The sequence below is a fragment of the Paenibacillus sp. 01T424 genome (genome assembly GCF_056398745.1).
In genome coordinates this window covers 26,228-47,183 of the sequence record NZ_JBFTPZ010000031.1, presented here as the reverse complement: position 1 = coordinate 47,183, position 20,956 = coordinate 26,228, and the positions used below count along the sequence as shown (strand labels likewise).

Below are 20,956 nucleotides of genomic sequence, written 5' to 3'. Positions count from 1 at the left end.
GATCGTTCACATACCACTTTCTATATCAAATGAAATGATGCCCATAGCCGTTTTACTTATCGTTATCAAGTTATCGGGTCGTGAATGGTAACAAGCTTCGTTCCGTCTGGGAAAGTCGCTTCCACCTGAACCTCGTGAATCATTTGCGGTATGCCAGTCATGACTTGATCTGCATTCAAAATTTTTGTTCCAAATGCCATTAGCTGTGCAACGGTCATTCCATCACGAGCGCCTTCCATAATTTCAGAGGTGATTAACGCTATGCTTTCAGGATAATTAAGCTTCAAGCCGCGATTCATTCGTCGTCTTGCCAAATCTGCAGCGATCGTAATGAGCAGCTTTTCTTTTTCACGTTCGGTCAATTGCATATACTCACCTCTTTATCTGTATTAGTTTTATTATAAACAGCAAATACGGGTTCGTAAATCATTTAATGTTAGTTTTTGTGACATAAAAACAAAAAGTCCAGAAAAAGCGACTCGCGCTCGTCCTAGACTTAACATGACAATAACACAATTATTGCGATGAGAATAATCGACTATTTTCTGCATCATTCGAGAAAAATAGATTTAACTCTACCTTATTTATCCTACTTTAAAGCCTAGTTTGCTTTGGACATGCCCCATCACGCTCTCCAAGCCGCTTAATTGAAAACCGTATTCAAACAGCTTCCCTGTTTCCGTGAATCGCTGCTCTGGCGTCTTCGCCCCCATAATGACGGATACAAGCCGTTTGCCATCCTGCTTCGCAGTACCTGTAAAGCAATAGCCAGCCTGCACGGTATAACCTGTTTTCAATCCGTCATTGCCCGGAAATGCATACGGCATGCCGCTTAGCATCATGTTTGTCGTCTTCAATCTTTGCGAGGTGCTCGCAAGCTTCACGCTATTGCGGCTGGAAACATCGACTACCTCAGGATACTTCTTCAGTAAATAGGCAGCTAGTGCTGCTGTATCCTTAGCTGACATCATGGTATCCCTGTCTGAGGAAGCAGCTTCGAACGGAAGCAGATCCTCATGGCTTAGGCCCGTTGCATTCGCAAAGACGGTTTGATTGGACAAGTCCAGCTTAGCAGCCCGATTGTTCATTAATTGAACAAATGCAGCCTCACTGCCGCTAACATGCTCTGCAAGCGCTACTGCCGCATCGTTCGCGGAATGAATCGCCATCGCTTCAAAAAGCTCTCTAACCGTATAGGTCTCCCCCGCCGCAAAGCCTATTTGGGAACCTGGCACCTCTGCAGCATAAGCGCTGGTTTTCACTTGTTCTTTCCAATCAAGCGTACCTTCACTTGTGAGATCTAATATGATAAGCTCTGTCATCAGCTTCGACATGCTTGCAGGCGGCAGCGCTTCATTTGCATTTTTTTCGTAGAGCACTTCCCCTGTATTGAGATCTATTAAAATAGCCGAGCTAGAATCCAATTGCAAATCAGCTTTAGATGGGCTGCCTTTTAATGAAATGACGTAAAAGACACTGACGATCACTCCAATTGCGGTTAGAAGCCACAAGATTGTACCTCCACGTTTTCTTCCATACGTTTCTTGCTGCATAAAAAACGATCCCCTTTCACTGTCTCTTCTATACAACCAAGTATAGGAGAGTCAGTTTAAGGAGACCGTAAACAAACCATAAGAAACCCTTAATTATTAATTAATAATCGGCAATGTTATACGGAATGCCGTTTGCTCCGAATCACTCGTAACCGAAATCGTACCTTCATGCTTTTCAACGATGCCTTTGACAATGGCAAGCCCTAAGCCGGAACCGCCAGACCACTGTGTTCTTGATTTGTCTACGCGATAAAATCGTTCAAAAATATGAGGAATGTCCATCATTGGAATCGGTTCACCAAAATTAATAACCTCGATAACGGCTGCACTGCCCTCCAACTGAACAGTCACAACGACCTGTTTGCCGTCTCTGCCGTAATTCATGGCATTCACTATCAAGTTTTCGAATACACGCACAAGCTTGGCTGCATCTCCCTTGATCATGACTGACGTTTTATCTGTCACCAGCTTGCTCTGCATTCCCGCTTCCTCCAGCGGCAAACGAAACTGCACAAGCAGCTGTCCGAGCATTTCGATTAAATTAAAATTCGTTACTTTAAGCGCAGTCGTATCATGCCTCATTCTCGTATATTCAAAAAGATCATTAATGAGGACATTCAGCCGCATCGATTTTTCATAAGCGATTTGAACATAGTGGCGCAGCTCTACCTCGTCTCGATAACGATCCTGCTCAATAAGTCCCAAATACCCAAGCACTGACGTTAAAGGTGTTCGCAAATCATGGGAAACGTTCGTGATCAATTCGTTTTTGGTTTGCTCTGCCTTCCGCTCTTCCACGAGCGCATGATGGAGCCTTCCTGCCAAGCTGTTCATATTGGCTGCCATAGGACCAAATATATTTCTTTTCCGCACTTCGATTTTGTAATCCATATCATAGGTACCGTCAGCAATGCCGCGAACCGTCTTATTCATTTGACCGAGATAATGAAATAAGCTCCACTGGAGAATGATGTAGTAAAAAAGAGACATTACAATGCCCGCAGCACCATACACAAGCCGTCGATCAAACCTATCAATGAATTGATAAAAAACTCTCATTGGCCTTACATTATCGATAAGCCACATTCCGAACCCTAATAGGATATACAGTGAAAAGGCCGCTAGCACGGCGCTTATCGCGATATTCAGCAACGAACGGAAGACAAGCTTTAATGCAATGTTATCCTTCAATTTTATAGCCAACCCCCCAGACCGTGATGATCATCTTATCTCCAAGCTCCTTCTCCAGCTTATCTCTGAGCTTGCTAATATGGACCATTACCGTATTGTTGGAATCAAAATATTTTTCTTTCCACACCTGCTGGAAAATATCCTCCGCACTAAACACGCGACCAGGCTGGCCAGCGAGCAAATGCAAAATGCCGAACTCAGTAGAAGTTAGATGCAGCGGATTGCCGTCTATTTCAGCCGTATGGCTCAGCTTATCGATCCGCAGCGGTCCAAGGCGAAGTTCCTTATCTAGTCGCGCCCCGTTATTCGCACTTGCTTGGCCGCTGTACTGATAGGATCTTCTCAGTAAAGAGCGTACCCTAGCCACAAGTTCAAGCGGATTAAACGGCTTGATCATATAATCGTCTGCACCGGTCATCAGCCCCATAATTTTATCCATATCCTCTGCTTTTGCACTGAGCATTAGAATAGGGACCGATTGATCGCGTCTGAGCCGCCTCGTAGCTTCCAGCCCATCCATATTCGGCATCATGATGTCTAAGATGACTAAGTCAAACGGATCTCGCGCATAAGCAAGCAGCGCCTGCTCCCCGTCATACGCCTTTTCGGTAATAAACCCTTCATTTTTCAAATAGATCTCTATAAGATCGGCAATTTCCCGCTCATCATCAACAATTAATACTCTTCTTTCCAATTTTAAGCGCCTCCTTATTCATCTTCAAATTATTCTCATCGTTACCAATGAGCATACTATACATGAATAACCTGCATCATGTCCTATTGTTTCACGGAATATCACAATGTTTAAGCCATTTTTAATGTTTTTTTAACATTTATTTGCGAAACGCCTTTCGGCCCTCCGTTATAGCCAACGCCTGTCCGTTGTGATAAAATCGAGAGTATTGATATTTTAATAAGCATATAGGGGGAACTTACATGGCGGCCAAAAGAATGCGTTCAGACATGATCAAAAAAGGATTCGACCGCGCACCGCACCGCAGCTTGCTTCGCGCCGCAGGCGTAAAAGAGGAAGATTTCGACAAGCCGTTTATCGCGGTTTGCAACTCGTATATTGATATTATTCCTGGTCACGTTCATCTACAGGAGTTCGGCAAGCTCGTTAAAGAAGCGATCCGTGAAGCTGGCGGCGTTCCTTTCGAATTTAACACAATCGGCGTTGATGATGGTATTGCAATGGGTCACATCGGTATGCGTTATTCACTTGCCAGCCGTGAAATTATTGCCGATTCCATTGAAACAGTCGTAAATGCTCACTGGTTTGACGGTATGGTTTGTATTCCGAACTGTGACAAAATTACACCGGGCATGATCATGGGCGCACTTCGCGTCAATATCCCGACTATGCTTGTAAGCGGCGGACCTATGAAAGCCGGTAAAACATCCGATGGTCGTTCGATTTCACTCTCCAGCGTATTTGAAGGCGTAGGCGCTCACCAAGCTGGTAAAATCAATGACGATCAACTGATGGAGCTTGAACAATTCGGTTGTCCGACTTGCGGCTCTTGCTCCGGTATGTTTACGGCAAACTCCATGAACTGCTTGGCAGAAGGCATGGGACTTGCAATGCCTGGTAACGGCACGATTCTTGCTGTTTCTCCAGAACGCAAAGAGTTCGTTAAAGACGCTGCTCGCCAATTGATGAAAATCATCGAGCTAGGCATCAAACCTCGCGACATTGTTACAAAAGATACAATCGACAATGCATTTGCTCTAGATATGGCAATGGGCGGCTCAACAAACACAGTTCTTCACACGCTAGCAATCGCGCATGAAGCTGGAATCGAGTACCCAATTGAGCGTATTAACGAAGTAGCTGAACGCGTACCGCATTTGGCAAAAATCGCTCCTGCATCCGATTATCACATTGAAGATGTGCATAATGCAGGCGGCGTAAGTGCTGTCCTTAATGAGCTATTCAAGAAAGAAGGCGCATTGCATGGTGACTGCATCACCGTTACTGGCAAAACGCTGCGTGAAAATGTTATTGGCTGTGAAATTCAAGACACCGATGTTATTCATACCATCGACAACCCGCATACAGAACGCGGCGGTTTGGCTGTACTATTTGGTAATCTGGCTCCACACGGCGCTATTATCAAAACAGGTGCAGTTGACAAGTCCGTTGGCGGCTACCACAAAGGTCCTGCTATCTGTTTCGATTCCCAAGACGAAGCGCTTCACGGCATCGCTAACGGAAAAATCAAAGAAGGTCATGTCGTAGTCATTCGTTACGAAGGACCACGCGGCGGCCCTGGTATGCCAGAAATGCTTGCACCAACTTCGCAAATCGTAGGTATGGGACTCGGCGCTAAGGTTGCCCTCATTACAGACGGACGTTTCTCCGGCGCATCTCGCGGCATCAGCATCGGCCACGCTTCTCCTGAAGCAGCTGAAGGCGGCCCTATCGCTTTCGTACAAGACGGCGATATCATCGAGATCGACATGAACAACCGTACGATGGATCTTCTTATTAGCGACGAAGAGTTCGAGAAACGCCGTTCCGAATGGAAAGGCTTCGAGCTGAAAATTAAGCGCGGCTACTTGGCTCGCTACGCTCACCTTGTTACATCTGCCAGCACGGGCGGCGTAATGAAAATGTAGTTATCGCCTTCAGCATCCTCTGGATGCTGAAGAAGCTTTGAGCAAAAAATATAAGGTAAGTTAGAGGAAGTGATTTCCTTCCTTATATTAAAACAAAAGGAGTGCAGGCTGGAAACAGCCTGCACTCCTTTATTTATTTAACATTCATTTGGATAAATGTCTTTTATATCTCAACATTAAATCGCTGTTGTTTTTGTACCTAACTGCGCAGCTTCGTCGGCTGCTGCGTTTAAAGTTCTCTCTACTGTCTGGCTTATATCTTGAATCATGTTCAGCTGTGCCGTTGCATAGGACCTAATCGTTGCGACGGGCATTAACAGCATACGCGGCGAGATCAGTTCTCTTTTCTTCTTGCTCTGAGAAGTCTGCTTCGTGTTCGTTAATACTTTAATCAATACACGCAAGTACACACGCGATGATCTGGCAAACCAGCCCTCAGGCAGCTGAAATATTTCAAATCCTAATCGATCAGCCCCGCGATGGATCATTGTAACCCCATATACCGCTTTGATGTCATTCGCATCTGTATCTTCAGCAAGCTGATTTGCGAGCAGCGGAAGAGCTTGCTCCACTTCACGCAGCATGCGAATACCTGTAGCTACAGGGGATTTTGAGGTTGCTGCAATCATCGACAATTTCTTGTTGTCAAAATGCAGTTCTGCAATACGGTCTCCCTTTGAGACGCGTCCTCCCTCTGCTAATTCAATGTCCTGGCCAGTGTATGTGGTCACCCGGTAATGAAACGCTGCATCCTTCACATCTCCTACGGTCTTCAGACGGAATACGACGTGAAACAGACGCTCCCATGTCAGCCAAAGCGATATCATCGATTTCTTCAAGAGTGATGTATGAGCAGCACGCGCTGCTTCAGATCGCTTCATCATTTCTTCAATGCCAACAAAGCGGAAACCTTGCTTCGTACCTTCTTCTAAGTAAGCCTCAAGTGCCGTAAGCATATTTCTCGGTGCATCCTTGTCCGCCCCAAAGGTCATGCCACAATCATGCAGCAGAATGACTTCACCTGGCCGAAGCTTTTTCATCATCCGGTTTTTCAATCGTTCTGACCCTAAACGAATCCGCCAATCACCGAACATTGCCGACCACAAAATAATTTGCAAATGGCCTAAGTTCGCATAATCGAATACATTTACGATTCCCCATGGCGGGCGATAATAAGTCGATCGCAATCCTGTAGCTTGCTCAATAATGTCAAGCGTACGATCGATTTGGCGCTTAACCGTCCTCGGACGCATTAACCAGTTCGATTTGTGAACGTAATTATGGACACCAATATTGTGACCCTCATCCTTCATCCGCTTCAGCAGCTCTTCTTGTCCCTCAGCATGTGAGCCGACAACAAAAAAGGTTGCCTTCGCATTGTAGCGGGCAAGAAGATCGAGCAATTGCGGCGTATAAATCTCATCTGGCCCATCATCGAACGTTAAAGATATTTCGTTTCCCACACGGCCCTTCTTAAAAACACGAAAGCCAAAAGTACGGCTAATGAGGCCAGGAAGAAACGCATAGAAGGATGCTACGTATAATCCCCATAACAGCAAATTTTCCATTTTGTTTTCCCCACCGTTATATGATTTAGTCGACGAATAAATAGCGGTACAAAACAACAACAGTAGTATTAATTGTAGCATAACGCAATTAAAAATAGGCATCTTTTTAAAAACTATAGTACAATCTTTATGGAAATATGAATATGGAAAAAGAAGGAGAAACATTATGCTGCCCTTTTACAAAAAGTATTGGCGAACCGCCTTTGACATCGCACTCATTGCACTAACTGTCTATTTAATTATGTTTTCATTCAGCTATTTGTACCGAATCGCAACGCCTATATTTTTATCCTTTCTCATTTTCTTATGTATCGAGCCGCTGGCAAGGCGTCTAAATAAGCTTGGCATGAAAAAATCGATCGCTTCCGGCATTTCGATTCTGCTATTCACTTTAATTTTACTTACCGCCTTCTCAGGCGCTGCTTATCTAATTACGAAGCAAGGAACTGAGCTCGTTAACAACTTCCCGAAATATCAAGAAATGCTCGCTGTTCAAATCGCTAATCTGACAGAAGAGGTGCAAACCAGATTTGGGAATCTGCCCGCAGATTTGGATTTGGTTCAGCGCTCCAAAGACCTCATTGAAGGTGCTTCTTCAACCTTGGCATTGTTTGGAAAGACTGTACTGCTTAGCATCATCGGGTACGTCACATCCTTCTCAACTTTCATCTTTAATTTTGTAGTCGGGATTATATTAGCTTATTTCTTAAGCATCGAAATTACGACTTGGAAAAAGACGGCCGAGGACAAAACGCCAAACACCTTCAAAACGGCATTTTTCTTCCTTAGAAACAATGTATTTAAAGGAATCGCGTTATATATTAAAGCGCAAGCCAAGATGATTAGTATCACCTTTGTCGTTATTTTGATCGCGCTCCTTCTGCTGCGCGTAGAAAATGCTTTTGTCATAGCAGTCGTATCCGCTATCTTCGACATTTTGCCGCTGCTAGGCGTAGGCACTATTTTTATCCCATGGATTATTTACTTAATTATTGTCGGCAAAGTCTCGCTTGCCATTTGGCTGTCCGTCCTCTTTCTCGCAGTTGTGCTTACACGCCAAATTCTTGAACCAAAAATTACAGGCGACTCCTTAGGCGTATCCGCCTTTACAATGCTCGCTTTCATGATTGTATCCTTATCGCTTTTTGGCGTCGCAGGTGTCATATTATCACCTATTCTTATGATCTTAATCAAAGCGCTGTATGATCAAGGGTATCTCCACCGCTGGATTCATGCTCCGCAGGGGGAATACGACAACCCTCCGGACAAGCCGGACGACGCTGATAGTATATCGGTGAAAATAAATAACAAGGACATCAAGGAACAATAATACGCAAATAAAACAGAGCCACCCCATTGCAAACGAACGTTGATTCGTCTGCAATGGGGTGGCTCATTTTATTTGGAATGGCGTGCGGCGATATCCATGACGCCGCGAAAGAGCTTAGTCGCCTGGTGCGAGCTTCCAGGCGGCTTGTTCTCCACGAGGACGGCTACCGCGTATCGTGGAGCTTTGACCGGGCCGTAGCCCGCAAACCACTGGTGGTTGCGGGCGATTCCGGCCTGAGTCGTTTCGGCGGTGCCGGATTTGCCGGCAATCGCCCACAGCCCTTGGCGGATCGATCGACCGGTTCCATGGTCGACGACCGCCTGCATGCCGCGCAGCAGCGCATGCGCCGTGGCCGGTTTAATCCGGCCACGGATCGCTTGCGCGCGCTGCGCGGGCAGCTTCACCATCCGCTGGCCGTTGGCATAGCGGATTTCACTCACTAGGCGCGGCTCCATTACGCGCCCCTCATTCAGCAGCGTTACAATCAGATTTGCCGCTTGCAGCGGCGACATCCTTACATCACGCTGCCCAAGCGCGCTTTGCGCGAGCACGCCGCCATCGACGCCATCCAGCATGGCTGCTTCTTCCCGCGCTTGCTGCGCCGCGTCAAACTTCCCGCTCCGCTTCTCATTACGCTTGCCATTACCACTGCCATTACCCTTGCCACTGCCATTAATACTGCCATTACCGTTGCCATTTCCATTCTCATTGTCATTGCCACTGCCATTCTCATTCTCATTCACATGCCCATTCCCAATCTCATGTTCACTCTCGTGCTCATTCTCACCCATCTCAACGCCGTTATTCCAAGCGAGCTTACTCTTAACGGCTGCAAACAGCTGTCCGCGATCTTCCTCCTCAAGCAGTCTCAGAGGCGATGTAAAGGGGCCAAAAGCTTCATCGCGATGCCAGCCCGCTTGCTGCCCTATCCCGAGCAAACCCGCGGTCCGCTTCAACTGCCTAGCTTCAAGCCGCTCAGCCAGCGTTGCAAACACAATATTGCATGATTGCGCCAAGCCCTCTTGGAGTGTCAAGCGGCCGTGTCCACCTTCCTTCCAGCAGGATAAGCCATATTTGCCGTATTCACCATTGCAAAAAAACGTTTCATGCTGATTCACTACACCCGCTTCCAGCGCAGCTGCTTCCGCAACAAGCTTGAACACAGAGCCGGGAGCGACTGCCTTGATTGCATGATTAGCCCACTCGCTGCCGTCGGAGCTTTGGAACTGTCCTGGCTTCAATTGCGGCCGTGATACCATCGCTACAATATCCGCATTGCTCGCATCCAGCACAACGATTGCTCCCTCTTGCAAGCCTTGTGCATCCACATACGCTTCGATTTCGTTTTGCAGCTGCAAATCAATCGTCGTCATCGCTTTAAGAGGATAATATCGATTGCCAGGCTGCGTAATCCGCATATCAAGGCCGTGCATAGGAGCATTACGTCCATCCAGGAAGTAGGAAACAGAAGTAGCCCCTACTCCATGCAGCAGCTTGTCCAGCGATTTCTCAAGACCCGACCCGCCAACCTGATCTACTAGCTTTCTTTTGCCACTTACGAGATCTTCCGCATGGTTAGTCTGCAGCCACTCAGGATGCTGGCTTGTAAAGCCAATCAGATGCTTCGCATCAAAATCCGGCAAATAGCGATTGCGATAAGGAAGCACACGTATACCGTTTAGCTCAAGTTTTTTTAGGCGGGTAATTTGATCATTTGTCAGTCGCAAAGGCGCTTGCATCCCATCAGCCTTCCAAAACACAGGCTCTCGCACAGCATCCCATTTCTGCTGCAGCTGCTCCGTGGTTACGCCTAGTAAGCGGCTAAGCTCAGCTAAACTCTTTTCTTGACCACGTAGCTCTGCCCGTACGGGAAATAAGGCAACGGCCGAGTAAGTTTCACCTGTTATCGGTTTTCCATAGCGATCATAAAAGTCACCTCTGCCTGTGTCCAGCACCAAGTTTCGTTGACGCTGCTGAACTGACAGCCGTTGCCATCCTCCCCGGTTTGCCAGTGGAGAAAGGACCGCTGAAGAAGAGCTTCCAGGGATCAATTGAATCCAAGCTAAGCGGCCAATATAAAACATCATTATTAAACTAATGAAACAAGCAGCCATAGTTATTCGTTTAATCATGTCCTGTTCTCATCCTGCGAAAGCTCCTTTTTAATGCTGCCTAATGTTTAATGAGCGCTGGAATCGTTGTTATACGTTCATTATCTCCTTCCGCGGCTCTCCTTCAAACATCCATTCTATTTTCTACAACAAAAAAAGAGCTGTTCAGCATTAACTGCCTGAATAGCTCTTCCTTCAAAATTATCAATTTAATAGGATACCGTGATTGCTAATTAATTTTAAATTTAGAAAGTGAATCCTTGAGCTCACGAGACACCGTATCCAGCTTCTCCGACAAGCGCACCATACCGTCGCTAATGCTTAACTGTTCTGTGCTAAGTGATGCGACTTCTTCTGATGTAGCGGAAGATTCTTCAGCTACTGCACTCACGTTAGTCATCGCTTCGCCTAATACGACTTGCGATTCATCCAATTGCCCGATTGAATCCGTAACAAGATCCAGCTTCTTAACTAGTTCTCCCATTTGGCCAGAAACGGTTAAGAAAATTTGATTCGCTTCTTTTACAGAACCGATTTGCTCTTGGAATAACGGATAAGCATCGGACAAAACATGAACGGTCTCGTCAATCTCGCCTCTAATTTTCTCCGTGATTTGACCAACAACGTCAATGGATTGGCGGCTTTGATCCGCCAGCTTGCGAATTTCATCGGCAACGACCATAAAGCCTTTTCCTGCTGCGCCAGCGCGAGCAGCTTCAATCGTCGCATTCAATGACAAGATGTTCGTTTGCTTCGTTAAGCTGTTGAGCACGTCTAGGATTTTTACGATTGAGCCCGTGCTTTCCTTCAAAGCATCAACCTTCTCTACCATAGAACGGGTCATTTCTTCTGTCATGCTCGTTTTTTGAATAAGTACGCCCATATAGTTTGTTCCTTGCTCACTTGCCTTCTCAACGGCTTGCGCAGAGTTCACCATTTGTTCGTTGGCTGCAATAACTTTTTTCATTTGAACATCGATGTTTCCTGTAAGGTCAGAACCTCGCTCCGCTTCAACAGCCAAGCTTGTTGCTCCTCCCGCGATCTCCTCTGTTGCGACTGCAATCTCCTTAGCAGAAATAGCTGTTTTCCGAGAAGCATCTCCGAGCTCAGTAGCTGTAACCAGTACATCCTCAGCTGATCTTGTCGTCTGTACTGCAAGAGCAGTTATTTGTGTCATCATAAGATTAAAGCTGTCGCTTAGCTCACCAATTTCATCTTGGCGTTTTTTCATGACAGATCGTACGGTCAGGTTGCCGCTTGCTCCTTCAGTCATTAGGTTGCGAAGCTTAACCAGTGGCTGTGCAATCGTCATAATTACGAGAATACCGATTGCAATTGCAATAAGTGCTGCGATAACTACCGTAATCCATGTCAAATTTTGAATCGCTTTAGCATCTTTTACTAGTTCTTTTACCGGTACCGTGCCTAGCAGCTTCCAGTTCATCGTTTCGAATGTTTTGTATGTAGCCAAAACCTCAGCACCGTTTGTCGTTTTCATTTTCGACGAATCCTCAAGCGCTTTATCGCCTTCGGTTGGGAATGTAATACTCGCTGGCTTGCCTACCAATTCTGGATCATTATTTGTAATATATTCACCGTTTGCATTCACGATTGAAAGCTGGCTTCCTTCACCAAGGTTAACTTCTTCGAAGCGTTTCGCAAGCGTCGAGGCTTGCACCTCCAGCAGCAGTACATAAGATGCTTCACTTGAAGTTATATCTTTAATGAGTCGACTCAAGCCTATAGTTGGCGCACCCGCTGGATCTGACATGCCTTCAGGCTGTGGCGGAATCCAGTTTGTTTTCCCCGCATTTTCGACAGTTTCCATAAACCATGCTGTTTTCATTAATTTCTCCGCAGTGCCGGTGGTTGCCCGGCCGGATGTTACAACCGTCAATTTCGGATTTACAGGCAGCAGCATCATGGAAACGATCGTATTATTACCCATAACGTAAGATTGCATTTTGTCGCTTAAATTACGCGATGCCTCAAACTTGCTGAAATCGTCATCGCCGTCAAGCATTTTCCTTACAATTTCATGGAAGCTTTTATCAATTAATATTTGCAGCGATAAATCTTCATACGTCTTGAAAATAACGTCCATATTGTTTGCAACCTGATTGATCGTTTGAAAGCTCGCTTCTGAAACTTTATTTTCAATAATCGACTTCGACTTTGAATAAGCCATTAGACCTACTGTCAATACACACGCGATAATACTGCAAAAGATAATCGTAAACAGCTTCGTTCCTACTGATTTAATCGGGCTTGACAGCTTTGTGCTTTTTACAGATAACGTCGCTGCCTTTGCTGCTTGTGATAAAGATTGCATTTTTGATGACGCTTTCATACTTGTACCTGACTTAATTTCGTTTGTGCTATTTTGCTCTTTTTCCTGTTTCTGTTTCTTTGTTTTCTTCTTTTTTTGTTCTTCTTGGTTTTCCATGAGGGAAGACACCGCCTTTAATATTGTAAGTCCAAAATAGTACGTTTGCTGCTAGCGCATCTTGCCGAAATATGTATTTACAGTAGATTTACAGTATATTATTTTATATCGACACATTCTTGTCATTTCATAATAATAAATACAAAAAAAAGAGTCTTATTTTCTAAAAAAATAAGACTCTAGTCATGTTTTGCCTATTTACTTCTTCCCGATCTTCTTTCTCATCATATCCATCGGTTTAACCGGCTTTAACGTACGAATGCGAATATGCTGCAAAGGATGGCGAGCCGCTTCAAGCGCATTGCCATCTGTATCCGTAATTTCGGTTACTGTTTGCTTGAAAAAAGTACCCTTCGGACCAACAAATTCGATTTCTTGTCCGAGTTTAAAGTGATTGCGCTGCTGCACGATCGCAAAACCCGTTTTATCATTATAATCTACGACTACTCCAGCAAAATCATATGGCGCTGCTTTTTCCTCTGGCTCATAAATATGATCCTCCGCACCCGGTGTATCAAGGAAAAATCCAGTGTTTAGCGGACGGTTGGCAGCCTTATTTATCTCATCCACCCATTCCTGCTTCAGCTCGAAATGCTCAGGATCAGCGAAATACGCATCAATCGCTTGACGATAAACATTAACGACTGTCGCCACATAGTGAATGCTTTTCATTCGTCCTTCGATTTTGAAGCTGTCAACGCCAACTTCGATAAGCTCCGGCAAATATTCAATCATGCATAGATCTTTAGAGCCCATTGTGAACTTATCTTCTTCTTCCGGGTACATTGGCATATCGTCAACAAACAAATCGTATTTCCAGCGACATGACTGACAGCAGCCTCCACGATTGGAGTCACGATCCGTAAAATGATTAGACAACACGCAGCGACCAGAGAAAGATGAGCACATCGCACCATGAATAAACGCTTCGATCTCAATATCAACATTTTTTTTTATTTCTGCAATGTCTTTAAAGCTCGTTTCACGGGCCAGCACAACGCGCGGCAAGCCTTCTTCCTTCCAGAACTGCACAGCCTGCCAATTCAGCGTAGATTGCTGCGTGCTCAAATGAACCTCAAGCTTAGGAGCTACTCGCTGCGCCGTTTCAATAATGGCAGGATCTGCGGCAATGATAGCTGAGATTCCTGCTGCTTCTAGATTGCGCAAGTAGTCTTCAAGTCCCTCTACATCCTCATTGTGCGCATATATATTTGTCGCGACAAACACCTTTGCACCATAGCGGTTGGCGAACTCAACGCCTTCCTTCATTTCTTCAAAGCTGAAATTGTCTGCATTGGAGCGCAAGCCATACTTTTGACCGCCGATATAAACCGCGTCAGCTCCGTAATGAATCGCAAATTTCAGCTTCTCTAAATTTCCGGCTGGTGCGAGCAGCTCCGGCTTGTCCAGCCGATGGCGTTTGCCTTGATAGCGAGGTGTCGTCTTCTCAATTGTTGTCACTATGTGTACCTCCTAAGTTTTGCGAAGCAAAACTCACTTCGTAAGCATTAACTTTGGTTTTGCGAAGCAAAACTCACTTCGTAAGCATTAACTTTGGTTTTGCGAAGCAAAACTCACTTCGTAAGCATTAACTTTGGTTTTGCGAAGCAAAACTCACTTCGTAAGCATTAACATATTAATAGACTTGCTCTTTGAAGAAGAAGCCAAAACTCAGCTCTCGCTGCGGATTCTGGACTTTCTTAATCGCGTCAAGCCATTCCTCTTGGAAAATGTAGCCCTCTGGATCAGCCAAATAGGCATTGATTGCTTGCCGATATGAGCGCACAACAATTTCGTTGTACTCGGTAGATTTCATTAATCCCTCAATCTTCAAGCTGGTTACTTTAGCATCCAGCAGCTCATGAAGGTTCTCTACCATACAAACATCATCCGAGCTCATAATATGAGTGCCGTTCGCATCTTCGTAGATTGGATAACGCTCGTCCTGCCGCTCCGCTTCCATCACATAAAGCCCGCGATCCTTGTCTTTCTCCGGAAGCCGATCCGTCTCCGACTGATGCTCCATATAGCTCTCTACAAGCGAACGCTTTGAATGATAAATATTCGTCATCCCATGCACATGTACTTGAACCTCAAGTTCTGTACTAGCCGTTGTCTCGCAAACCTGATCCATATTGAGTTCGCGTGCGAGCACATATCTAGTCGCACCTCTGCGGCCCCAATAATTAGCTGTAACATAATTAGTTGAGGTCATTTCGGCATTCCAGTGCAGCGCCATGCCTGGGGCATGCAACCTAGCAGCCATTAAGACCGCAGGGTCGCCGAATACTAGTGCATCAACGCCAGCTTCAGCAAGCGAGGATACATAATCATTTAATGAATCCGCTGCTTCATTATCCATAAGATTGTTAAGGGCAGCATAGATTTTCACACCCTTAGGCTTAGCGAGCTTTACGGCCTGCGCTATCATTTCTTTGTTAAACTCTCCTGCTAATCGCATACCGTAGCGTGCTTCGCCAATGACAAAAGCATCCGCGCCTGCTGCCATGAGCCTCTCCAGCTCTTCTATAGATGCAGCGGTAGCTAACAATTCCGGCTTGTACGCCATACTTGATCCTCCTTAAAAACACCGTGAAGCTTCGTTTCCTATCTAATCGTTATGACTACCCAGCCGTCTGATTACTTTTCTCGATGTTTTTCAAATGCTCTTTATATGTTTTTGCGAACAAATGAGTCTGACTTCCATCCTTCTTGGTTACATAGAAAAAATATTCCGTATCTTCCGGATATATAGCCGCTTCAATCGACTTAAGACTTGGACTTGCGATAGGTCCAGGCGGCAAACCTTCTACCTTATACGTGTTATAAGGACTGTCTACGAGCAAATCCTTCTCGTAAAGACGTTCCTTTGGCTTATCTAATGAATATTGAACGGTAGCATCAATTTGCAGCTTCATGCCATCGGCAATCCGGTTGTAAATAATGCCCGATACGAGAGCTCTTTCCTCGTCCACAACGACTTCACGCTCTACAAGCGACGCGATTGTCAGCATATCATGAAAGGACATTTTTTTCTCTTCAAGCACTTCCATCCAGCCCTCTGGAAGCTCAGCAAGCTTCCGGTCGAGTTCAAGCGCCATCCGTTTAATAATATCTTCTTCTGTGCTTTCTTTTTTCATCTCATACGTTTCAGGGAACAAATAACCTTCAAGACGCTGATGCAGCTTATCGTTATTGGGAATGGAGCGAACAGCCTCCGCATCACCCCAATTGTTTTCCGATGCAATTAATCCAATAAACTTTTCTTTGTTGATCAATTTCTCTTGAGCAAGCTTGTCAGCAATTTGCAATACGGTAAAGCCCTCAGGAATCGTGAATCGAATCGTTTCTGCTTCTACGGTGTCGCCAGCATTTAGCTTGGCTATAATGGCTTCATTATTCATGCCGGGGTTCAGCTCATAAAGTCCCGCCTGAAAGCGGCCGCCTTGATCCTTAAGCTTCAAGTAATATTTAAATATAAATGCATTTTTAATAATCCCTTGCTCTTCCAGTAATTCTGCAACCTCATTCGCTGATGTTCCTCTTGGAATATCAATCTTCTGAACCGCACCAGCAGCTGTTGGCTTCAAGCTGCTCCACACATATAAAGCAACGCTTCCAGCACCTATAATCATAATTCCTAACAAGCTTAAAATAACCCATAATGTAATGCGGCTTTTCCTCGGTCCCGATGATGATTGTTGCTCAAGGTGCTGTGATGACTTGTCCAAAATTAGACCCCCTTTTTTATAATGCATCATTTTCGGTATATCGATTTGCGCAGGCGAAATGGCTGAGACCATCCTATGGTGGCTCAGCTGAAAATGCTGTTAAACAGGTCAATGAAGAGAATTACAACCGCATGTTTGAGTAATTAACGCTAAACATGGAACAAAAGAGCGGTTATTGGCCGCTCTCTCGTTAGATGCATATACATTAGACGACGTTTTATGGACGCTCGTCAGTAGCAAACAATAAATCATCGTACGCTTCTGATGCAGCTTCCCACTCTTCATCGTTTTCGATGTTTTCCAGCTGCGGTTCACCATCGACTTGAATGACGCGGAATAGCTCAACATCATCCTCGCCACGCATCGGATCCGATTGCAGGGCTGCATAAATGCGATCCCCTAGCTGAAACTCAGCTTTAATATCGTATACCTCTACGCTGCCGTCATCTGCTTCAAGCTCAATTTCATTGCCGAATGCCGCTCGTAGCGTATTCAGCTTCTTAGGTGCTTCATGCTCTGTGCCGGACATTAATTTTCTTCCTCCATCTCACCAAGGAGAGTGTTGAACGTTTCCTCAACCATATTCCATTCTTCTTCATCTTCAATGGTATACAGCTTCAGGTCATCGCCTTCTTCTTCATAACGGAAAGCATATACTTCATCTTCCTCGTCATTTTCTCCATGAAGCGGAACTACCATCATATATTTCTGATCGGAACCATCAACTTCAAATTTCATGATGACTTCGAATTCCTCTTCGTTTCCTTCTTCATCCGGGATATAAATAATTTCCGGCTCTTCGAATTCCAACTCTTCATTTGTCATGTTTACCCTCACCTTTTCGCTTTAGAATCGAGATAATTTTGCAAAATAAGCGTTGCCGCCATTTTGTCTATTACAAGCTTTCGCTTCTTCCGGCTGACGTCCGCTTCAATAAGCGTTCGTTCGGCAGCTACCGTTGTCAGCCTTTCGTCCCAAAGGTGAACAGGTATGTTTAGTTTCTGCTTAATCTGTTCTGCGAATTCTATACAAATTTCTCCACGTGGACCGATGGTGCCATTCATGTTTTTTGGAAGACCAACAACAATTTCACTAACCTCATGCTCCTTAACCAGATCGGCAATGCGGTCAAACTCACTATGGTCTCGCCTTCGTTCAATAACACCAGTTCCTTGCGCGGTCCAACGAAAAGCGTCGCTGACAGCAACTCCTATGTTGCGGTCACCGTAATCAAGTCCCATCAATCTCATGTCTTGTCCGGCTCCTGCCTCATTAGTTAAAATATAAGAATTTATAAGTTTATCTGCTTATAAACTGCTTATATTTCTCTGCGAAACGATAGCTAAGCCTCCTAAGGGGGGCTTTAGCCGTTTACGCTTGTTGTTTCTTATGGTTTAGATAAAACCGGACAAGCTCTTCGATTAATTCGTCTCGTTCCTTCTTGCGAATTAAACTCCTGGCGTTGTTATGCCGCGGAATATACGCGGGATCTCCGGACAGCAAATACCCAACGATCTGGTTAATCGGATTATACTCTTTCTCTAGAAGCGCTTCATGCACGGATAGCAGAATGTCTTGAGAAGATTCAACCCCCTCCGCCTTCACGTTAAATTTCATTGTTTTGTCCATGGAACTCATCGCCAGCACCTCGCTTTCCAAACCGCATTTCAATGAGATATACACTCATATCATATCACATTTGTTTGATTAAGAACTAGTTCTTCTGTAAGTTTCAATGCTTCATCCAACTTCGTTGTGTCTTTTCCGCCTGCTTGCGCCATATCTGGGCGTCCGCCGCCGCTGCCGCCGCAATGAATTGCAGCTTCTTTTACAATTTTGCCCGCATGGAAACCTTTTTTAATTAAATCTGCAGAAACGGCAGCTGCAAGGTTCACTTTGTCATCCGAAATCGCACCAAGCACGATAACACTTGACTCCAGCTTCAGCTTCAATTCATCAACTATGCCGCGAAGCGCGTCCATTGAAGGAGCATTCACTTTTGCGCAAAGGACAGTAATGCCATTCACTATTTTCGCGTTTTGCTCAAGTGATCCTGCTTCGATCCGGCTCAGCTTCGCTTGAAGTGATTCATTCTCGCGAGAGAATTCCTTCACTTGACCGAACAATGCTTCAATCCGTTTTGGCACATCATTTGCATTTGATTTCAGAAGTGCAGCCGATTGCTTAAGCAGGTCAAGCTGACCATCTAAATAGTTATACGCATGTTTACCCGTAACGGCTTCAATTCTTCGAACACCCGACCCAATACCGCTCTCGCTTAACAGCTTGAACAATCCGATTTGCGATGTATTGCTTACATGACAGCCTCCGCATAGCTCCAAGCTATAGCTGCCAACTTGAACCACACGAACCTCATCGCCGTATTTCTCGCCGAACAACGCCATCGCGCCCATCGCTTTAGCTTCATTCAATGATTTCGTTTCGATGGATACTGGAGTTCCGAGCCAAATTTGCTCATTGACGCGGCGTTCAATCGTCACTAGTTCTTCAGCAGTTATACTGCCAAAGTGCGAGAAGTCGAAGCGCAGGCGTTCAGCCTCTACCGAAGAGCCCGCTTGATTGACATGATCGCCAAGCACTTCTTTGAGCGCTTTATGAAGCAAATGCGTTGCCGTATGGTTTTTGATAATGTCATCGCGTACAGCTCTAGCAACGCTCGCCTCTACTGCTTCACCTGTACGAGCAGTACCTGAGGTAACAACAGCATGATGGACGCTTTGACCGTGCGGTGCTTTGGTTACTTCTTCAACCTGCAGCGTAAAGCCGTTGCCCGTAATCGTTCCTGTATCTCCGATTTGTCCGCCGCTTTCTGCATAGAAAGGTGTCCGATCCAATATTACAACGACTTTGCTGCCTTCTGGAGCCRATTCAACCAACAGATCCTCATGAACAATGGCAATGATTTTGGACTCAGTTACCAGTTCATTATAGCCAACAAACTCACTTTTAACCGTGAAATCGCCGAGCGGTCCGCCTTGAACCTTCATGCTTCCAGTATCTTGGCGAGCTGCGCGGGCACGGTCGCGCTGTGCTTCCATGGCTGCGTCGAATCCAGCACGATCAACCGTCATTCCATTTTCTGAAGCAAAGTCCTCCGTCAAATCGAAAGGAAAGCCGTAAGTATCATACAAGCGGAATGCATCATCGCCATTAATCTCTTTTTGGCCAGCTTTCGTACCAGCAGCTACCAGATCAGACAGCATAGATAGTCCATCGGACAATGTCTCATGGAAACGCTCTTCTTCCGTACGGATAACCCGCTCGATAAATTCACGCTTTTCTACAACCTCTGGATAATAAACGCCCATAACTTCGCCAACAATTGAAGTCAGCTCATGCAAAAACGGACGGTCGATTCCGATTGTTTTTCCGTAACGAACAGCTCTGCGAAGCAAACGGCGAATGATGTAGCCACGGCCTTCGTTAGAAGGCATTACGCCATCACCTACTGCGAACGCTACTGTACGAATATGATCGGCAATAACTTTAAGCGCAACATCATGCTCTTCATTCACTTTGTAGCTTACTTTCGCAATTTCACAAGTGCGGTCGATAATTGGACGGAATAAATCCGTATCAAAGTTCGAATCCACATCCTGCAATATAGAAGCAAAACGCTCAAGTCCTGCACCTGTATCGATGTTTTTGATTGGAAGCGGCGTGTAGCTGCCGTCTTTATTATGATTGAATTGTGAGAATACAACGTTCCAAACTTCTAGGAAACGCTCGTTCTCACCGCCTGGCCAGCATTCTGGGTCCGAAAGATCGCCATATTTGTCGCCGCGGTCATAGAAAATTTCTGTACAAGGTCCGCAAGGGCCCTCGCCAATATCCCAAAAATTTTCTTCCAGCTTATAAATCCGTTCAGCAGGAAGGCCAATTTTCGTATTCCAGAACTCGAATGCTTCTACATCTTCTGGATATACCGTTACCGACAAGCGATTAGGATCAAAACCAATCCATTTTGGCTCAGTCAGAAACTCCCATGCCCAAGTAATAGCTTCTTCCTTGAAGTAATCACCGATCGAGAAATTGCCCAGCATCTCGAAAAACGTATGATGACGGCGGGTTTTGCCTACGTTTTCGATATCATTCGTACGAATGCACTTCTGTGAATTCGTAATACGCGGGTTTTCTGGAACGATGCGTCCGTCAAAATAAGCCTTTAGCGGCGCCATACCTGCATTAATCCATAGCAAGGACGGGTCATTATGCGGTACAAGCGATGCACTTGGTTCAATTTTGTGGCCTTTGCTTTCAAAAAATGCAAGCCATTTTGCACGAATTTCACTAGCTTTCATTAGGATGAGCCCCCTTCAAATGATAAAACACAAAAAAAGCCCCTGTCATTGACAGGGACGAATAGAATCGCGGTACCACCCT

Annotated in this window: 17 protein-coding genes; 2 read left to right on the top strand and 15 right to left on the bottom strand. The window is 45.4% G+C overall.

What is annotated here, in order from left to right; translation table 11 throughout:
* Positions 1-65: 65 nt before the first annotated feature.
* The 4 genes from AC1DPK_RS22410 to AC1DPK_RS22395 all read right to left on the bottom strand — a co-directional run bounded on the left by AC1DPK_RS22410 (position 66) and on the right by AC1DPK_RS22395 (position 3,438).
* Positions 66-368 carry an urease subunit gamma gene (locus AC1DPK_RS22410; protein ID WP_441875885.1) on the bottom strand — a complete coding sequence of 101 codons (303 nt, stop codon included), beginning with the start codon at positions 366-368 and terminating at the stop codon, positions 66-68.
* A 216-nt stretch (positions 369-584) separates the two neighbouring features.
* A complete protein-coding gene (locus tag AC1DPK_RS22405; protein WP_477511680.1) occupies positions 585-1,553 on the bottom strand; it encodes a D-alanyl-D-alanine carboxypeptidase family protein in 969 nt (322 codons plus the stop codon).
* Between the two features lie 96 nt (positions 1,554-1,649).
* Positions 1,650-2,744 (bottom strand): sensor histidine kinase, encoded by a 1,095-nt coding sequence (locus AC1DPK_RS22400; protein WP_441875879.1) that lies wholly within the window; start codon positions 2,742-2,744, stop codon positions 1,650-1,652.
* Positions 2,734-3,438, bottom strand: coding sequence for a response regulator transcription factor (locus AC1DPK_RS22395; protein WP_339207922.1), 705 nt, complete (start codon positions 3,436-3,438; stop codon positions 2,734-2,736). Before AC1DPK_RS22395 ends, AC1DPK_RS22400 begins: the two co-directional genes overlap by 11 nt.
* A gap of 242 nt (positions 3,439-3,680) precedes the next feature.
* Between AC1DPK_RS22395 and ilvD the strand changes: the two genes are divergently transcribed.
* The gene (gene ilvD / locus AC1DPK_RS22390; RefSeq protein WP_076270807.1) at positions 3,681-5,366 is read left to right on the top strand and encodes a dihydroxy-acid dehydratase; all 1,686 of its coding nucleotides are present in this window, start codon (positions 3,681-3,683) and stop codon (positions 5,364-5,366) included.
* A 176-nt stretch (positions 5,367-5,542) separates the two neighbouring features.
* On the opposite strand, the gene AC1DPK_RS22385 is transcribed toward ilvD, so the two are convergent.
* Positions 5,543-6,934 (bottom strand): polysaccharide deacetylase family protein, encoded by a 1,392-nt coding sequence (locus AC1DPK_RS22385; protein WP_477511679.1) that lies wholly within the window; start codon positions 6,932-6,934, stop codon positions 5,543-5,545.
* Positions 6,935-7,100: 166 nt separating this feature from the next.
* Here AC1DPK_RS22385 and ytvI point away from each other — a divergent pair, with 166 nt between their 5' ends.
* Complete coding sequence (gene ytvI / locus AC1DPK_RS22380) at positions 7,101-8,264, top strand: sporulation integral membrane protein YtvI (RefSeq protein ID WP_441875872.1); 1,164 nt, start codon at positions 7,101-7,103, stop codon at positions 8,262-8,264.
* Between the two features lie 68 nt (positions 8,265-8,332).
* Here the strand turns inward: ytvI and AC1DPK_RS22375 are convergent, their stop codons facing one another.
* The 10 genes from AC1DPK_RS22375 to alaS all read right to left on the bottom strand — a co-directional run bounded on the left by AC1DPK_RS22375 (position 8,333) and on the right by alaS (position 20,874).
* A complete protein-coding gene (locus AC1DPK_RS22375; protein WP_477511678.1) occupies positions 8,333-10,396 on the bottom strand; it encodes a peptidoglycan D,D-transpeptidase FtsI family protein in 2,064 nt (687 codons plus the stop codon).
* Between the two features lie 208 nt (positions 10,397-10,604).
* Positions 10,605-12,821, bottom strand: coding sequence for a methyl-accepting chemotaxis protein (locus AC1DPK_RS22370; protein ID WP_477511677.1), 2,217 nt, complete (start codon positions 12,819-12,821; stop codon positions 10,605-10,607).
* Between the two features lie 198 nt (positions 12,822-13,019).
* Positions 13,020-14,282 carry a peptidase U32 family protein gene (locus AC1DPK_RS22365; protein WP_339207918.1) on the bottom strand — a complete coding sequence of 421 codons (1,263 nt, stop codon included), beginning with the start codon at positions 14,280-14,282 and terminating at the stop codon, positions 13,020-13,022.
* Positions 14,283-14,457: 175 nt separating this feature from the next.
* A complete protein-coding gene (locus AC1DPK_RS22360) occupies positions 14,458-15,390 on the bottom strand; it encodes a peptidase U32 family protein (RefSeq protein ID WP_441875863.1) in 933 nt (310 codons plus the stop codon).
* A gap of 55 nt (positions 15,391-15,445) precedes the next feature.
* Positions 15,446-16,552, bottom strand: a complete 1,107-nt coding sequence (gene mltG, locus AC1DPK_RS22355) for an endolytic transglycosylase MltG (protein WP_441875860.1) — start codon at positions 16,550-16,552, stop codon at positions 15,446-15,448.
* A 217-nt stretch (positions 16,553-16,769) separates the two neighbouring features.
* Entirely contained in the window at positions 16,770-17,081 is a 312-nt protein-coding gene (locus AC1DPK_RS22350; protein WP_054027280.1) for a DUF1292 domain-containing protein, read from the bottom strand.
* A complete protein-coding gene (locus AC1DPK_RS22345; RefSeq protein WP_076270813.1) occupies positions 17,081-17,377 on the bottom strand; it encodes a DUF1292 domain-containing protein in 297 nt (98 codons plus the stop codon). The genes AC1DPK_RS22350 and AC1DPK_RS22345 overlap by 1 nt, the downstream gene beginning before the upstream one ends.
* Before the next feature lie 8 nt (positions 17,378-17,385).
* Entirely contained in the window at positions 17,386-17,802 is a 417-nt protein-coding gene (gene ruvX, locus AC1DPK_RS22340) for a Holliday junction resolvase RuvX (RefSeq protein WP_076270814.1), read from the bottom strand.
* 121 nt (positions 17,803-17,923) lie between these two features.
* On the bottom strand, positions 17,924-18,190 hold the full coding sequence (locus AC1DPK_RS22335) for an IreB family regulatory phosphoprotein (RefSeq protein ID WP_076270873.1): 267 nt from the start codon (positions 18,188-18,190) through the stop codon (positions 17,924-17,926).
* A gap of 50 nt (positions 18,191-18,240) precedes the next feature.
* Entirely contained in the window at positions 18,241-20,874 is a 2,634-nt protein-coding gene (gene alaS / locus AC1DPK_RS22330) for an alanine--tRNA ligase (protein WP_477511676.1), read from the bottom strand.
* Between the last annotated feature and the right edge of the window lie 82 nt (positions 20,875-20,956).

What these genes read in the sequence shown, in the direction of transcription:
- AC1DPK_RS22410 (WP_441875885.1), bottom strand. Translation starts at nt 368, where the DNA reads ATGCAATTGACCGAACGTGAAAAAGAAAAGCTGCTCATTACGATCGCT.
- AC1DPK_RS22405 (WP_477511680.1), bottom strand. Translation starts at nt 1,553, where the DNA reads ATGCAGCAAGAAACGTATGGAAGAAAACGTGGAGGTACAATCTTGTGG.
- ilvD (WP_076270807.1), top strand. Translation starts at nt 3,681, where the DNA reads ATGGCGGCCAAAAGAATGCGTTCAGACATGATCAAAAAAGGATTCGAC.
- AC1DPK_RS22385 (WP_477511679.1), bottom strand. Translation starts at nt 6,934, where the DNA reads ATGGAAAATTTGCTGTTATGGGGATTATACGTAGCATCCTTCTATGCG.
- ytvI (WP_441875872.1), top strand. Translation starts at nt 7,101, where the DNA reads ATGCTGCCCTTTTACAAAAAGTATTGGCGAACCGCCTTTGACATCGCA.
- AC1DPK_RS22375 (WP_477511678.1), bottom strand. Translation starts at nt 10,396, where the DNA reads ATGATTAAACGAATAACTATGGCTGCTTGTTTCATTAGTTTAATAATG.
- AC1DPK_RS22370 (WP_477511677.1), bottom strand. Translation starts at nt 12,821, where the DNA reads ATGGAAAACCAAGAAGAACAAAAAAAGAAGAAAACAAAGAAACAGAAA.
- AC1DPK_RS22360 (WP_441875863.1), bottom strand. Translation starts at nt 15,390, where the DNA reads ATGGCGTACAAGCCGGAATTGTTAGCTACCGCTGCATCTATAGAAGAG.
- AC1DPK_RS22350 (WP_054027280.1), bottom strand. Translation starts at nt 17,081, where the DNA reads ATGTCCGGCACAGAGCATGAAGCACCTAAGAAGCTGAATACGCTACGA.
- AC1DPK_RS22345 (WP_076270813.1), bottom strand. Translation starts at nt 17,377, where the DNA reads ATGACAAATGAAGAGTTGGAATTCGAAGAGCCGGAAATTATTTATATC.
- ruvX (WP_076270814.1), bottom strand. Translation starts at nt 17,802, where the DNA reads ATGAGATTGATGGGACTTGATTACGGTGACCGCAACATAGGAGTTGCT.
- AC1DPK_RS22335 (WP_076270873.1), bottom strand. Translation starts at nt 18,190, where the DNA reads ATGAGTTCCATGGACAAAACAATGAAATTTAACGTGAAGGCGGAGGGG.